A 14,902-nucleotide genomic window follows, 5' to 3' on the forward strand; every position below is an offset into this window, starting at 1 on the left:
TCTCCTCTGCTTTACAACGCCTTTTGCAGCTTATAACCCAGCATGAACAGCCCCGCCCCTATAATGAGGGACGCATACAGCGGAACCGTCAGGACCGGACCGATCGGGGGAATGAGATAGATAACGGCCATAAATGCTCCCGTGGGCACGATCGCAAACAGCCCTGTTATGAGCATCTCCTCGGCTTTGCGAATATCCCTAAAGCAAGACCAGCGCATGTAGTGAAGGATCAGCAAAGCAAATCCGAAGCCAATCATCAGAGAGACGACGCTTTTAGCGACTACTGAGCCCACATGAACCTCTTGGATCCACGACCCTTTACCCAGCAGATACATGACCAGATCAAACCCACCAGAAAGCAAAGCATGGACGGCGAAAAAGTAGGCCGCCCCCATGGCGATCATCAACCACCATTTGGAGGGAATCAGTGCAGGCAGTTCACCCACAATCTGTTGCGCCAACCGTTTGGGATCAGGACCAAAAATCTCTTCGGCCGATTTGCCGGCTTTCTGGGCCTCCAGCAAATGGTTCAGCAGCTCCAACAAAATCTCCTCCGTCTCCCGCTCCGATTTATTATAAGACAGGCGCAGATAGGCCAGCATGTCCTCATACACTTTCCGGTTCTCTTCTGTCAACCCTTGGATCTTCTCGTCAATCTCTTTTCGTAAAGCTTTCTCATTCATCGTGCTGCTCCTCCTGTAGAAGTCTTTCAACCGACCGCATGACATCCCGCCAATCCCGCTTGAAAGAGGCCAGGGCCTCCTTCCCCTTCTCCGTCAATGTGTAATATTTGCGATCGGGGCCGCTGGGGGACTTGCGCATCGTCCCCTGGATCAGTCCCTCCTTCGACAGTCGCATCAAAGCGGGATAGATCGATCCTTCACTCACTACCAATCCGTACCGCTTCAAGGTTTCGGCCAACTCATACCCATAGACCGGCCGGCGACTGATGATGGACAGTATGCACCCTTCCAAAATCCCCTTGAGAATCTGACTGCGTAGTGACATCACCTCACCTGCCTTGTAAAGCAATACAGATGACCGAAGAAAAAACCGTCCCTTGGTCATGGATTTAAACTATCTTGTTTTACAATGTAGCTTAGCGGCAAGTCTCTGTCAAGAAAATGTCCAAACCATAGATTCTCATCGTCAGACAGTACTTCAGCATCCCACTCCATAAAGTCTCTTTTCAGTGCCGACCATTCCGGATAAATGCCCAGAGATCACGTCCCATGGATTATCTGCCCCGGATAATACCACATACTTCGAACTCTTTATAGATTGGTCGATATCCATCAATAAAGGCCAAAAAAAACAGCCCTCCAATCCGAGGGCAATATTACTCAAAAAGATCCCTACATTTCTCCTATGCAAGCCTTCTCAATCCAGTCCACCACCTCTTCAACACTTCGGGTGGAATAAACTCGATGAGGTCTCTTCTTATCAGCAGGTTTAAATTTCTCCAGGACAAACCGCCCCTGGGGGTCCCCGGCCGGTTCCCAACCCAAATGGATTTGTATACTGCTGTCAAAGGCATGTTTCAGCAATAACAGATCATCTGTCAAATACTCCCGCATCTCCTGTGGATCAGCCGTTTCCCAATCCATCTCAATGAAACGATTCTTTTCAATCTTCCAGGCATGGTATATTTTGAGGGGTTGTAATTGAAGGGAAGGAGTAATTTGTTCCAAGGAAAACGTGGGATCTGAAGAAGGAAGAATCCCCTGACTTACACCCCAGGTGATTTTGTCTATCGCATCGGCAACCTCATGAAGATTTCTTGTTTCTATTGTCAGAAGAGGTTCAAAGTCTTTGTACGTGACCAGATCGAGTATAAACTCACCTTTAGGGTCCGCTTCCGGCCACCAACCAAGGTCCAATGCATACTTCTCATTATAGAAGAATAACAGAATTTCTTTCGAGAATACGTCGAACCATCTGAGTTCATTATCAGGTGGCACCGTTTCAGGGTCGCAATCCATAAAGTAATTGGTTTCCAATGTCCAGCCCTGATGAATTCTCAAGGGATAATGTCTTAGTCTGCTCACTATTTACCACTCCTACATCAACTCACTTGCTTGTATGGGCTCCTTCTTCCAATCTACTATTATCCATTCCAGATCCGGTATCCCAATCCTTCCCCGAAACCAATTCATTGATATCACGGAGGATTCAAAAAGACCACGACTTCCCCCACCACCTTTCATCGTACCAACAAACAATGCCCTCCAATCTGAGGGCAATATTATCATAAATATCCCCTACATTTCTCCTGTACATGCCTTCTCGATCCAATCCACCACCTCTTCAACACTTCGCGTGGAATAAGTACGACGAGGCTTCTTCTTATCATCATCAATCACTTTCAAGATAAACTGACCCCGGGGATCCCCGGCCGGTTCCCAACCCAAATGGATTTGTATGCTGTTGTCAAAGACATGTTTCAGCAATAACAGATCATCTGTTAAATACTCCCGCATCTCCTGTGGATCAGCTGTTTCCCAATCCATCTCTATAAAACGGTTTCTTTCAAATATCCAGCCGTGATATACTTTGAGCGCTTGCAATCGAAAGGGAGGAGTGATTTGTTCCAATAGGATCAGAAGATGGAAGAATCCCCTGACTTACACCCCAGGTAATCTTATCTATCGCATCGGCAACCTCATGAAGATTTCTTGTTTCTATTGTTAGAAGAGGCTCAAAATCTTCCAAAGTGACCAGATCGAGTATAAACTCACCTTTAGGGTCCGCTTCCGGTCCCCATCCAAGATCCAATCCATATTTATCATTATATTCCATATATAGTATATCTTGCATAAATATATCGGTCCACATAACAGTATCTTCAGGTGACACCATTTCAGGATCGCAATCCATAAAGAAATTGCGCACCATCTTCCATCCCTGATGAATTCTTAAGGGATAATGTCTAACTCTACTCACAATTTTCACTCCTTGATCAGAGGAATTTCTCATTCACCCATTCTTTTTCTTCTTAAAAACCTCGGCTTCTTGTTCTTATCTTTAAGATATTCATTCTCTAATCTTTTTACAGATATCGGATGTCCATGTAACACGGGTGTATTTTTATCTTTCCTCAATTCAGCACGGATCCAGGTGGTTTCATCCCCGCCATCATATCCAACGGGCCTACGTGTATCATAAAAAAAGTAAACAACATTTTTATCCTTATCAACATAAATATATTCGGCTTTCCGTAATGCCTCTCTTTCCAGTTTTTCGTCATCAATATCAGGCAAATATTGTGCTGGAGGCCTCTTCCTTTCACTCCACCGTTTTTGCCTTTTTATGTTTGTAGCCGTGAAGGGTCCACTCTGCTTTCTCAATTCATTGTTAACTCGTCCTAATTGAAATGAGAGTTGCCTCAAACCATCAAAAAAGGAGCGGTACATCCTTCCTTTATAAGCTTTTTCAAAAACATAATATTCCGACAATACCATTGAATCAAAAAAGCCCTCCAATGAGAGGGCATGAAAAATCTCCGCAAAGAAACCGAGAACTCTCTTGCGCTGTTTCACTGGGCTCATCCAGCAAACAATCTCAACAAAATAACAAACACATTTACTGCAAACAGGATCGCTTGGGCGCCAAATCCACGCCAGGCGGAAAACCGGTGGGCAACGGCCAAACCTTTGGACAACACGATGATAAATACGATCTGGAGAATGAATTCGAATAATGAAAACAAATAGAATAAGACCGTCAGAAACAGGTTATTGGTAAGGGCCATCGTTTCCTCTAAAAACAATTCATGGCCGAATAAAAAGAGTAAAGGAATCCATAACAAGAATTTGGCGCTGTAGATCACGGTGGCCCACGCTACGGTTGTCCGGGTTTCCCGCCAAGTGCCCGCGCCCCCGAGGAGCCGGCTGGTTCCATGCACAATCAAACTGTATATCCCCCAATTCAATGCCCCGACAAGCGGGCCGATAATCACGGACAGGATCAATATCTCTGCCAAAGAAAATTTGTCTCCCATGTTGATAGATGATGCAATGTCCATCATCGAAATGATGCCGAACACAGTGATCAGCCAAAACATTTCCTTGCCGGAGGTATTCTCCAGTTTCTCCTCGATCACCTCACCGGTTCTGTACCAAATCGAAAACACAGGATTTTCACCCATTTTCACCCCACCTTTCAACCCGGAAAATAACTTCCAAACCAGGACACAAAGTAAAATAATAGATTTTTGGAACGGAACATAAAATCAAAACCAATACAAACCTTTCAGGCCAAAAATATGATACACATTCACTCTATCTACTAACATTTATTCTGTCAATTAATAAAATGTTCTATTGGATAGAAATAGCATCCGATGGCTCCATTCACTCAATATGACTGAAAGGGCGCGGCACATCCCTTTTTCCCGGGATGATGCCACGCCGCTTTTTTCCTTCCCTTTCCCCCCTGTCACGACAACGCCTTGGCCAAGGCCCGGCCCGCCTGCCTCCCCGTAAACAGGCAACCGCCGAGGAAAGTGCCCTCCAGGGCCCGGTAGCCATGGACTCCGCCGCCGCCAAAGCCGGCCACCTCCCCGGCCGCATACAGACCCGGCACCGGATTGCCCGAGGAATCCAGCACCCGGCCGGACAAGTCCGTCTGGAGTCCGCCCAGGGTTTTTCGGGTGAGTATGTGCAGGCGCACCGCGATGAGGGGACCGTTTTTCGGATCCAGCAACTTGTGCGGTTTGGCCACCCGCGTCAGACGATCGCCGATATAGTTCCGTGCAACGCGAATGGCGGCAATCTGCAAATCCTTGGTAAAGGAATTCTCAATCTCCCGGTCCCGCGCCCGGATCTGCCGTTCAATCTCCTCCGGATCCAGCAGATTCTCCCCCGTCAGCCGGTTCATGCCCTCCACCAGTTCCGGAAGGGTGCCGGCGATGACAAAATCCTCCCCGTGATCCAAAAACGCCTGAACCGGATCCGTCGGGCCGGGCAGCACCCGTTGCCGGATCACCTCCTTGAGGTTCTTCTCCGTCAGATCCGGATTTTGCTCGGAGCCGGACAGAGCAAATTCCTTCTCAACGATTTTCTGGGTCAGGATGAACCAGGAATAATCATAGCCCGTCTTCAAGATGGCCTTCAGGGTTCCCAGCGTGTCAAAGCCCGGCAGGTACGGAACGGGAAGCCGTTTTCCCGTCGCATCCAGCCAGACGGAGGAGGGGCCTGGCAGAATGCGAATGCCGTGATGGGGCCAGATCGGGTTCCAGTTTTTGATTCCCTCCGTGTAATGCCACATGCGATCCCGGTTGACAATGCGGCCCCCCGCCCGCTCGGCGATGGCCAACATTCGGCCGTCCACATGGGCCGGAACCCCGGAGAGCATGTTTTTTGGCGGCTTTCCCAACCAGGACGGCCAGTGCCGGCGAACGAGCTCCAGGTTGCCTCCGATGCCTCCGCTGGAGACCAGGACGGCTTGGGCATGAAATTCAAATTCGCCGATCACTTCCCGGGAGCTCGCTTCCCCGCGCTTGGCATCGCTTGGAACGAGGATGGAGCCTTTCACCCCGGTGACGGCACCGCTTTTGGTCACCAATTCATCCACCCGGTGACGCGGGCGGTAATCGATCAGACCCTTTTCCATGGCGGCCCGGACCCGCTGTTCAAAGGCGGTGACCAGGGCCGGACCGGTCCCCCAAACGATGTGAAACCGGGGCACGGAGTTGCCGGGACCGTCGGCGAGGTACCCTCCCCGCTCCGCCCAAGCGACGACCGGGAAAAAGCGGATTCCGTGCTCCACAAGCCACGCGCGCTTTTCCCCCGCCGCAAAGTCCACATATGCCTCCGCCCATTTGATCGCCCAATAATCCTCGTCCTTTTCCCGGTCAAAACCCGCGGTGCCCATCCAGTCCTGCCAGGCCAGTTCCCGGGAATCCTTGATCCCCAACCGCCGCTGTTCGGGAGAATCCACCAGGAACAGCCCGCCGAAGGACCACCAAGCTTGCCCGCCCAGCGACGCCTCCGGTTCCTGGTCCAGCAGGAGCACCTTTTTCCCCGCATCGGCCAGTTCGGCGGCGGCCACCAATCCGGCCAGGCCGGCTCCCACCACGATGACGTCCGAATCCATCGCGTTCACCCTCCGCAATTTTTCGTGTATGTTTAATCTTTTCCGACAAAATCGGCGAAACTCCTTTTTTTCCTCGGTGATTTCTCACAGGGAACGGTTTTTTTGCTTCGGCTCCCCGCTTCTGAAATAATAAAATTGGAGTGAAATTTATCCGGAAAGGAGCATCACACCGTGAAGGTTTTTGTGATCGGAGCCCATGGCCAGATCGGGCAAAAGCTGGTTCATCTGCTCCAGCAAAGCGACCGCTACACCGTGAGGGCCATGGTGCGCCGGGAATCCCAGGCGGAAAGCTTTCGGCAAGCCGGGGTGGAGGCGGTGGTTGCGGATTTGGAGGGGCGAGTGGAAGAGATCGCTTCGGCTGCCAACGGTTGCGATGCGATCGTGTTTACGGCCGGTTCCGGAGCACACACCGGTGCCGACAAAACGCTTCTGGTGGATCTGGACGGGGCCGTCAAGAGCATGGAAGCCGCAAAAAGTGTGGGAATCCACCGGTACGTGATGGTCAGCGCCCTCCAGGCCCACCGCCGGGAAAACTGGAACGAAAGGATCAAGCATTATTATGTGGCAAAGCACTACGCCGACCGAATCCTGGAGCAAAGCGGACTGACGTACACGATCCTTCGTCCCGGGAGACTTTTAAATGAGCCGGGGACCGGGCACATTTCCATCGCCGAAAATTTAAGCCGGGGAAGCGTGCCCCGGGAGGATGTGGCCCGCACCATTCTGGCGGTCCTGGATGAGAAACGCACCTTTCGCCGGGGCTTTGACCTCACTTCCGGCGACACCCCCATTTCCGAAGCAATAAAGAATCTCTGACGAAGATCCTTTCGGCCGGACAATAGAGAGCCGGGAATTAAGGAGGAAAATTTTCGCTCCACGTTCGTCGTGATCTTAAATCCGATGATGCCAAGGGAGGTCCGTTTACGAAGGACCTCCCTTTTCCATTCATCATCACAGGTCCAGGTCCAAGTCGATATCAGCACCAGCGGGAACATCCAGATCGATATCTTCTTTAAATCCCCAGTTGTTAAACTTCTCCCACCCTTCACGTGGACCGTACCGGATGACACAATAAAGCAAAATGAAAAGGAGCTTGAGAACGCCATATATCCAGACAAGCCCCCTCCATAAACCATAAAGTGCAAATGCGATCAGCAGAATGCCTATCAGGGCGTACACAACTTCCATCAAGGATGTTCACACCTTTTCTACAGTATGTAAATTCCGAAGTCACTTGTTCAGAGTCAACGTAACGTATCAAAGGTGATGCTTAGGCTTCCAAAGGCTTTCGCCTCATCGAATGCCGAGCGGGACCGGCGCACGTACTCACTCCGGCAAAGCCGCTGACCCATGCCTTTATCCTCGACAGGACAGGCGACAATGACTTTTTTTGCAACCGACAGAAACTCCAGAGATTGGGGTCTTCGGCAGCCCCCTATCGCGGGTCTCTGATTTGCCTTCCGACCGGAAAAACCCCCTCCTTACCTCGGATGAACGATTGGCGATGGTTCTTGCCAGGCGGGCGGTAGGCCTCCACTTCCCCGGGCGGCCGGCCATTTCGCCGAAAGCCTTTTCATACAGGAGATAGACGGGACCCCGTATCGTCCCTGGGCCAGCCGCTTATTCCCCCCGGAAGGCAAAGTAAAAAGTGCCTTCACCGTTCGTTCCGTCTCCGGCTGAAACCCATTTCATCCTCACCCCACGGCATCACCGGATGGGGCAAAATCCGCTCTCGTTCAACATCGATTTCCACCCGAAAGACGTGCGCCAGAAATTGCGCACATCCGGTCGATCCACGTCAGTAATCTGCCGGATCCCTTCGACAGCCTCCTGAGTCACTTCAGGTCGTCCCATCCGGAACAAACTCTCCGGACTTCACCCTTGCAAATAAACAAGAATACATGCAAACTCCTTTAAAACCCAGCCCAGTTGGCCTGATATTTCATGCTTCTCGTTTCCGGAGACCACATCCCCTGTCCTTTGCCTTCAGAGCATGAATCGCGCTTGGACAACATTGTGTCCCGAACAGATATATGTATTTGATCTGCAAACCTAAAGGGTGCACAAACCAAATCCCTGGGCGTTTTTGGCTCCAAACCCCGCATCAAGCCCGACCTGCATCAAAGCCGGATCCCCCTCCAGACGGAAACGGCCGGACCATGCCTTGATCACAGTCCCTTTGTATCTGAGAATGTGTAGGCGGGTTTTGCCCAACGGTTCGATTTTCGTCTTCTCACCGGAATACGGCTCTCCCTGGATCGCCTCCCACTTCCGCGTCAAATTTTCATGAATCAACTGCGAAAAGGATCGTTCCCGTGGATCAAAATAGCAAGTGTATCGCCCTCCCTCCGGTTTGTCGAAGGTGGAATAGACGGTGATGGGGGAAAGGGTAAACACCTCCACCGCCGACGAAGTGATTCGCGGTGATTCCACCTCCACCTTTTCCACTTCGACCACCTGCTTCCCCAGTTGCATCCGACCTTCCTTCGCCAACACCGAGGCCACTTGTTCGCAAAATTCCACCATCGGAGATGCGATCACGAGGCGGACGGGACCAAAAAAAGAAATTTTCCCTTTCTCCCGTTCCAGCCGGTACGAACCCATCAACCGGGAAAAGGTAAACAGCCGAAAAATCCTACCGCCTCCCGAATACCCCTTACCGTGCAACTGTTCCGCATACTCCGGATCAAGAATCTTGTACACTGCCGACTGAACCCAGTAGTTATACTGAATGGGCAACTGCAAGCCGTCACCGGCAAATGATAGCGTCAATGTAAGATGCATACCGCTCCCCCCTCTGGAAGTCGGTCAAACGGAAACCACCGAAGAGAAAATGCCGATGAGTACTTTTGTCATCCGGGGTAAAAACAAGCGGTACATCCCCTCCAATGTCCCGAATAATCATCCACCGACTTCCCAGATTTACTGCGCAACCAGCGGCAATCTACAGTTTCAATCCGTCACAGGTAAAGCTATCAACGTGAAAAAACCATAGATTGTACTCGATCCTTCATTTGAAGCAGGTTTCCGCCATTCGGGAAGACGACACCGTCAGCGAAATACGCCAAGGCCATTGGAAACTGAAGGAGGCGGCCGACAAACTGGAAAGGGGCGCTCAATTTTTGCGGAAAACCGCTTTGGCGGGATGAAATCCCTCCGAAAATTCAGGGCGGCGCACCCAAGAGGGGAAAGGGGCGCCGCACCAAGCCCGCGGAGAAAACATCCAGCTGCCTAACGCCCTTCAGAGATCCGCCCTGCCAATTCTCTTCCAACACTTTTTATATTAAGTCCAATCTCCGACAACAAAATGAAAGATACTCACCCTCTTTTCTATCACCCGGCAGCATCTTTCGCTCGAATTCAAACAATAAACCTCCCACCTTTACGATTCCGTTGATTTGATCGATGAGCCTGCCCTTTATATAGTAAGAAAAGTATTCCGGCTGTTTTTCGATTTTGTATTCATTGTCGTCGGCTCTTACGATATCTGTAGAACCAGAAATTAAATCGGTTGGCGCAACCGGAAAAGACTTTGAGAAACTTAGGGAGATATCTGTAGAACCATAGCAATGCATCGGTTCCCTCAACCGGCTGCCATTTTGATGCGTCAATGGTTGCGCAAAACACTTTAACTTCCGTTTCCAAAGCTTCTTTTGATAATCAATCGTTTTTGCGGATTCTCATCGAACTTCTCCCAACCATTTCGTCCACCCTTTTCCCCCATCTGGGCTTTTCAGTGCTCACTCATGTGTGCCTATCTCATCCCTTCCCGGTGGCAAACCGCAGGAGGAGCGAACCATCGGGCCTCGCCTGCTGTTCGATCAGCGACAGCCGATATGGCGGGAATGCAAAGTCGGGGTTGTACCCTTCAAAAACGGCCGGAGCCCCTTTGTTCCCCAGGACAAGGGGCAACACCTGGAGGTCCACCTCGTCCACCAGCCCGGCCCGCAAGAGCGCCCCGTTGAGGATTCCGCCGGCGGTGCTGACGATGAGATCCGTGTCGAATGTCTCACCCAGCCTGCGCAGGGCAAGATCCAGGTCCACCCGGCTCTCCCCCACGACGAGATACGGCACGTCCCGCTCGCGCAAAAAGGCCAGGTATTCGGCGGGCGTCCTTCGGCTGACGAGGACCAGGACGTGGTTGTCGTCCTGGTGGGTATGTTGCCAGGCCACCCGCCCACGGCTGTCGACGACGGCCATCCAGCGTTTGAAGCGGCTGATCACCCGGTTGGGAAGGAAATCTTCATAGAGCTCGTCCTCCGGCGTTGAAGGGACCGCATCGATCCCCCCTGCATCCCGGGCCACAAAGGAGTTGCTCCCCTCCAGGATCACCGGCGCGCCGTGGAGTGCCGCAAAGTCGATAAGCTGAAAACCCGCCTCCAGAATCGGACCCCACCGCTCGTCCTGCCAAGAGGGTACAGACGGCGAGACGGCAATCCGGCCGTCGAGGGTCATCGTATTGGCTGTGATAACACGCGGTCCCATGCGTCCAACCTCCAATGGGGACTATACAAATTCACTCCCCGTTCAGCTGTGAATCAAGTGAGCGGAGCTATCGGATAAAAGCTCTTTCCTGACGGGCTAAAAAGTCTTGAATCCGGATTCGCTGTGCCGGATGCAAGTCGAGGCGCTCCAATTCCTCCCTTGTGAAAAACCGGACCTGAACCGACTCCGAGCTGACCGACAGTTCACCTCCGACGATCCGGCAGGCAAAGCAAATGGAAAACTGCTGGCGCACCTCCCCGTCAGAAAAGGCGATCACATGCCCCGGATCGGAGTAAATGCCGGTGCATCGGAGGACCTCCACATCGAATCCCGTCTCTTCCTTCACTTCGCGGATCACCGCCTGTTCGACGGACTCGCCCAGCTCCATCGCTCCCCCCGGAAGGGACCACAGAAAATTATCGCTCCGCTTGTGCAAGAGAATCCTTCCATCAGAATCGGTCACGACCGCGGAAACGGCGGGAACCAAGGAATTGGGTTTCGGTGCGTCGGGCTGATGATAATAATCTTTTCGGGCCAAGGTATCCTCCTCCACGATCCATCTACCCGGTGAATTGTAAACCCCTTGTCGAAATCTGTGAATGGATATTGCAGTAGCTGCCGGAGCAAGAAAACGGGTGTCACACGCTTCCACTCGCGATGGTATACCTTTGAATGTGACGCCGGACTGCACAGTCTAGGTGGCAACTTCGGGTTTACAATAGACGTTTGATTTTCTACTAAAGATCTATTCAAGAACTCATTTATTCCCAGGATAAATCCTCGAAGAGCCTTCCCGTTTCGTAAAAGTGACGGAAGGCGCTAACGACTTTCGGAAAGTCAACAAGATGACAAAACACATCTGTGCCAACCTGTTTTATGTTCATGTGTATGAAATCCTCATGTTCGTCTATTAAATCTTGCAAGTCATCATTTTCATCTTCATTTATCAAGATCGCGGAATCCCCCTCAATCACACGGCCGCCTTGATTGAAATATTCTACGATGTACCGTGTTCTGCCCTTTATCACTTCTCCCCCACCCGCCATCAAAAATCCATCTTTCGACTCAAGATACACAGCCGTTACCCTTTTCCCATCCAATAGATACTGATACACCTCCTCCCATGTAGGATTTTCGATACTTTCCTGGAGATCCTCAATTCGAAGTAACCATTCCATCATCGATTCCTCGTTTCAGCATGAGTATATGTCTGTTGCACTTTTCCCACTTTTTGACCATCCCTTCCTTGCTTCCCTGTATCCACCCACATCCACCCAATACTTCCCCATATTTGCACTTCATCTGCTGCATCTCTTCTCCACCAGGAGGAACGTTCAATTCCTTACGCCCCTTCGCGACTTAAATTTGCTTTCCGATATTTCGGTACGGGATATGCTTTTACGATTTTTTCCCGATATAATTGCCCCATCTGCGGTTCATACCCTTTGTCCACGAGTTGTTAATAATCTTTGCACTCACAGGCAACCTGCTTTCCCCGAATCCAGCCAAAAAGTCCAGCTACAGCGGAGTCAGGTGGAATCTTCAAAATAAGAAGGGGTTATGCTACATCACCCCTTTCATTTCCCGGGAATTGAAAGCAGTTTTATTGGCCATCAAGGATGGAGAAGCTAAATCCAGCGTCTCTTTTCCGAGATAGGCGGCACCCTGCAGGATTTGTCCGGGGCTACACACTTTTTCGTTTTGTTCCATCATCCAGCAAGCCTGCTAGCCTGCTCTTTTTCTCCCTGACTCCATCTGGGATGAAGATGCGGAAACATTTTTCCGTCCCCGGTGGTGGAAGAGGATGCCCGTCCACTTCCGGGGTATCGTCCACCGGAGTTGTGCCGGATCGAGCAGAGACCCGCAAAAATTGAAAGTGTTGGCTGCTTCCGAAGGTTTGGTCCCCGGCATTTCGCTCGGCTGCCGAGCCAGGGACACACAGCGAGGCCTCGCTCCCAGCAGGCCATTTGGTTGCCATCAGTGTATGTGCATCATCTTTAATCCTGCAAAAACATGTTGGTGGCAGAAGGCATAAGTGCAACCTACTTCGAAGCGCAAAACGGTATGTCAACTGGTTTATGCTTGTTTTCATCCTCCGACATGACTCGAAAAGCCCGTCATATCAACAACATCTCCACTGCAAAGTCCCGCTAAACAATATGTAAGCAGATGAAACAAATTAGTCGTACTGACAGTTACCAACACATATTACATCTCTATTTTCACTCACCTAAATATTGATTTTTGAAGTTCAATAAGTACTCGTACCTCTCTCTAAAACGATATTTTTGAGAAATGGAATCACTGAAGGCGTCGGATAAACCTTTATAAAAAATGGTCGCCCCATCCAGCAAAGCTCTAATCAACTCCTCTCTGGGCAGCAACCACTTCCCGTATTCCCCACCCTCTCCAATTGTCATTAGCACCCATTTCGGTCCTTGCTCTTTAATATCTATCGGTACCGGTGAATCAGGCAAGTACATTCCTCCCGATCCTTTTTTTATAAAAGACTTAATGGCTCTAAACAAATAGTCCCAGTAATCTATAATATAATCTCCTAATTTTTCGGTCAGTATTGGTTGTCCAAAGTAAGACAGTTCAATGTGGCCTTCCAATAATCAAAATCCAGATAGGGTTCCGCTTTTTTCAATGTGGTCTTATCATCCATCGGGATCTCCACAGGGAAGGATGGATTCCTTTTTACGGGAAAGTAAATGTATGTCTGCACCTGAAACATTGGACCCTCTCCCCATCCAATCATCTAAGTTTACTTTCGGATAAAGTTGACCAGCTAACGCATTCCACTTGAGTAAGCCTCAATCTGAAACCCGACAACATATTATTTCAAACAACGATAACTCTCCATCCTTGCCAAATTGAATACCCCACTTAGCCCACTTATTAGGAATTCATTCAAGGGTATCTATCCAGACCGTAAGTGATTACTGTAACAATGAAATCAGGGGTGACATCTGCATCACCCCCTTCCTTCGCCAAAACGATTTATCGGCGATTGTTTCCGTCGTCCCTGCCCGGATAAGAACCCCTTTTGATTGTGGGTATACATCTGCGCCATATCCTTGGGACACAATTTTTTCAGGGTATCGTCTCCAGAAATTTTGCGCTATCGGAGATCGATGAAAACCATGTTATACCTGCTCAGTAAAAACCCAAGAAGGTTTCACCCTCATGATAATACTCCACAACGTATCTTTCCTTCGGGCAAAAGATCCAAGTATCAAAGCTAACGGATATAACATGATCGATGGCATTAATAACATTTTTTATAGATGTTTTAAGCATTGGATATGCTGTATTATCCCAGAAAACATAAACCGGCTCATTAACATTCACGTTATTTTTATGTAATTCCTCCAATATATCCTTATCTACTACAATATTCTTTTTCCGTACCATTTTGCTGAAATCGACTTTTGCCACAGTCGGATGGATAGGAACAATTTCTTCAAATTCCTTTTCAATCTCTTTTGTTTCTTTCTTAGACAAAACAACAACCTTACCTTCTTTCTTCAACGCCTCTATACATTCATCCAAAATGTGCATTCTCAGTTCTCCCTTATTAATCTTTCCCTATTTTGCCCTCCCTCCACTATAATTTACAACATTGTTCTTTTTCCAGATTCCCAATCCAAGTGCATCTCTTTATTTCCTTCAGCGGACGCTCATTTCCTTGATCGCTCGCTAGCCCTCAGTGGAAAATTACTTAATAGCTTCCGTCCTCCGTTAAATGGTCTATCTTCTTTTCAAAAAGAAGAGGGGAAGCACAAAGAATATCATCGTCCACAAGCAGGGTGTAGTTCGTGCATCAGGCGACGTCTGCGTCACCCCTTTTATTTGCCCAGGAATCGAAAACCGTTTTATTGCCCATCAAAGATTATTAGATTTCATCCTCATAATCTTCTAACGCACTCTCTAACTTATCTATCAGAAACAGATAGAAATTATCATAATACCTAAAACTCTCCCCTCCGAAATCCCAATCTATTACGGGACACTCCCCATTTACCATTTTATTTGTCTCCAAACAATAAACCCATTCATCCGCATTATATATTGCAACCAAGGAATTGGGCATCCCAATTTTTCTGTAATCCTTTGTTAATTGAACAACCGGTGGTTCAACACTTTTTGGCCCTATACCTATAATATCGATCCCTGCTATTCCACCATGACCATATTCCCGCAAAAACCATTTATAACTTTCCGGTAATGTTACATTAAGCTCTTTTTCCACTTCAACAATTCTGTTATCGTCAACTCCGCCTGTAATAAGACGGTCAGGACCATTATTTATTAATTC

Annotated in this window: 17 protein-coding genes; 1 reads left to right on the top strand and 16 read right to left on the bottom strand. The window is 49.4% G+C overall.

The genetic code is table 11. From position 1 onward, the window contains the following. Window positions 1–11 precede the first annotated feature (11 nt). From BM063_RS12685 to BM063_RS12720, 7 genes are all read right to left on the bottom strand, one after another. Window positions 12–683 (bottom strand): DUF1129 family protein, encoded by a 672-nt coding sequence (locus BM063_RS12685; protein WP_177199146.1) that lies wholly within the window; start codon window positions 681–683, stop codon window positions 12–14. Next, a complete protein-coding gene (locus BM063_RS12690) occupies window positions 676–1,008 on the bottom strand; it encodes a PadR family transcriptional regulator (RefSeq protein WP_092039642.1) in 333 nt (110 codons plus the stop codon). The genes BM063_RS12685 and BM063_RS12690 overlap by 8 nt, the downstream gene beginning before the upstream one ends. Window positions 1,009–1,355: 347 nt before the next feature. After that, window positions 1,356–2,048, bottom strand: coding sequence for a hypothetical protein (locus BM063_RS12695; RefSeq protein ID WP_143085350.1), 693 nt, complete (start codon window positions 2,046–2,048; stop codon window positions 1,356–1,358). A gap of 481 nt (window positions 2,049–2,529) precedes the next feature. Next, a complete protein-coding gene (locus tag BM063_RS12705) occupies window positions 2,530–2,943 on the bottom strand; it encodes a hypothetical protein (protein WP_143085351.1) in 414 nt (137 codons plus the stop codon). Between the two features lie 29 nt (window positions 2,944–2,972). Continuing rightward, entirely contained in the window at window positions 2,973–3,539 is a 567-nt protein-coding gene (locus tag BM063_RS17325; protein ID WP_143085352.1) for a hypothetical protein, read from the bottom strand. Window positions 3,540–3,544: 5 nt separating this feature from the next. After that, entirely contained in the window at window positions 3,545–4,147 is a 603-nt protein-coding gene (locus BM063_RS12715; protein WP_092039609.1) for a YIP1 family protein, read from the bottom strand. A 290-nt stretch (window positions 4,148–4,437) separates the two neighbouring features. Then, window positions 4,438–6,096, bottom strand: a complete 1,659-nt coding sequence (locus tag BM063_RS12720) for an FAD-binding dehydrogenase (RefSeq protein ID WP_092039611.1) — start codon at window positions 6,094–6,096, stop codon at window positions 4,438–4,440. A 171-nt stretch (window positions 6,097–6,267) separates the two neighbouring features. Here BM063_RS12720 and BM063_RS12725 point away from each other — a divergent pair, with 171 nt between their 5' ends. Further along, window positions 6,268–6,912, top strand: a complete 645-nt coding sequence (locus BM063_RS12725; RefSeq protein WP_092039613.1) for an SDR family oxidoreductase — start codon at window positions 6,268–6,270, stop codon at window positions 6,910–6,912. Window positions 6,913–7,047: 135 nt separating this feature from the next. On the opposite strand, the gene BM063_RS12730 is transcribed toward BM063_RS12725, so the two are convergent. From BM063_RS12730 to BM063_RS12765, 9 genes are all read right to left on the bottom strand, one after another. Then, window positions 7,048–7,287, bottom strand: coding sequence for a hypothetical protein (locus BM063_RS12730; protein WP_092039615.1), 240 nt, complete (start codon window positions 7,285–7,287; stop codon window positions 7,048–7,050). Between the two features lie 861 nt (window positions 7,288–8,148). Further along, window positions 8,149–8,880, bottom strand: a complete 732-nt coding sequence (cas6, locus tag BM063_RS12735; protein WP_092039617.1) for a CRISPR-associated endoribonuclease Cas6 — start codon at window positions 8,878–8,880, stop codon at window positions 8,149–8,151. Between the two features lie 975 nt (window positions 8,881–9,855). After that, on the bottom strand, window positions 9,856–10,581 hold the full coding sequence (locus tag BM063_RS12740; RefSeq protein WP_092039619.1) for a dihydrofolate reductase family protein: 726 nt from the start codon (window positions 10,579–10,581) through the stop codon (window positions 9,856–9,858). A 67-nt stretch (window positions 10,582–10,648) separates the two neighbouring features. Beyond that, the gene (locus BM063_RS12745; RefSeq protein ID WP_092039621.1) at window positions 10,649–11,119 is read right to left on the bottom strand and encodes an NUDIX domain-containing protein; all 471 of its coding nucleotides are present in this window, start codon (window positions 11,117–11,119) and stop codon (window positions 10,649–10,651) included. A gap of 223 nt (window positions 11,120–11,342) precedes the next feature. Beyond that, complete coding sequence (locus tag BM063_RS12750) at window positions 11,343–11,759, bottom strand: hypothetical protein (protein ID WP_092039623.1); 417 nt, start codon at window positions 11,757–11,759, stop codon at window positions 11,343–11,345. 385 nt (window positions 11,760–12,144) lie between these two features. Then, entirely contained in the window at window positions 12,145–12,294 is a 150-nt protein-coding gene (locus BM063_RS17700; RefSeq protein WP_177199147.1) for a hypothetical protein, read from the bottom strand. 509 nt (window positions 12,295–12,803) lie between these two features. Next, window positions 12,804–13,196 carry a hypothetical protein gene (locus BM063_RS12755; RefSeq protein ID WP_143085353.1) on the bottom strand — a complete coding sequence of 131 codons (393 nt, stop codon included), beginning with the start codon at window positions 13,194–13,196 and terminating at the stop codon, window positions 12,804–12,806. A 544-nt stretch (window positions 13,197–13,740) separates the two neighbouring features. After that, window positions 13,741–14,145 (bottom strand): CDI toxin immunity protein, encoded by a 405-nt coding sequence (locus tag BM063_RS12760; RefSeq protein ID WP_092039627.1) that lies wholly within the window; start codon window positions 14,143–14,145, stop codon window positions 13,741–13,743. A 334-nt stretch (window positions 14,146–14,479) separates the two neighbouring features. Further along, a partial coding sequence (locus BM063_RS12765) for an SMI1/KNR4 family protein (protein WP_092039629.1) occupies window positions 14,480–14,902 on the bottom strand: 423 nt, incomplete at its 5' end.

This window comes from Planifilum fulgidum, assembly GCF_900113175.1.
In the GTDB taxonomy this organism is placed as follows: Bacteria; Bacillota; Bacilli; order Thermoactinomycetales; family DSM-44946; genus Planifilum; species Planifilum fulgidum.

Coding starts and splice junctions, on each gene's coding strand:
- BM063_RS12685 (WP_177199146.1), bottom strand. CDS start 683: ATGAATGAGAAAGCTTTACGAAAAGAGATTGACGAGAAGATCCAAGGG.
- BM063_RS12690 (WP_092039642.1), bottom strand. CDS start 1,008: ATGTCACTACGCAGTCAGATTCTCAAGGGGATTTTGGAAGGGTGCATA.
- BM063_RS12715 (WP_092039609.1), bottom strand. CDS start 4,147: ATGGGTGAAAATCCTGTGTTTTCGATTTGGTACAGAACCGGTGAGGTG.
- BM063_RS12720 (WP_092039611.1), bottom strand. CDS start 6,096: ATGGATTCGGACGTCATCGTGGTGGGAGCCGGCCTGGCCGGATTGGTG.
- cas6 (WP_092039617.1), bottom strand. CDS start 8,880: ATGCATCTTACATTGACGCTATCATTTGCCGGTGACGGCTTGCAGTTG.
- BM063_RS12740 (WP_092039619.1), bottom strand. CDS start 10,581: ATGGGACCGCGTGTTATCACAGCCAATACGATGACCCTCGACGGCCGG.
- BM063_RS12750 (WP_092039623.1), bottom strand. CDS start 11,759: ATGGAATGGTTACTTCGAATTGAGGATCTCCAGGAAAGTATCGAAAAT.
- BM063_RS17700 (WP_177199147.1), bottom strand. CDS start 12,294: ATGATGGAACAAAACGAAAAAGTGTGTAGCCCCGGACAAATCCTGCAG.
- BM063_RS12760 (WP_092039627.1), bottom strand. CDS start 14,145: ATGCACATTTTGGATGAATGTATAGAGGCGTTGAAGAAAGAAGGTAAG.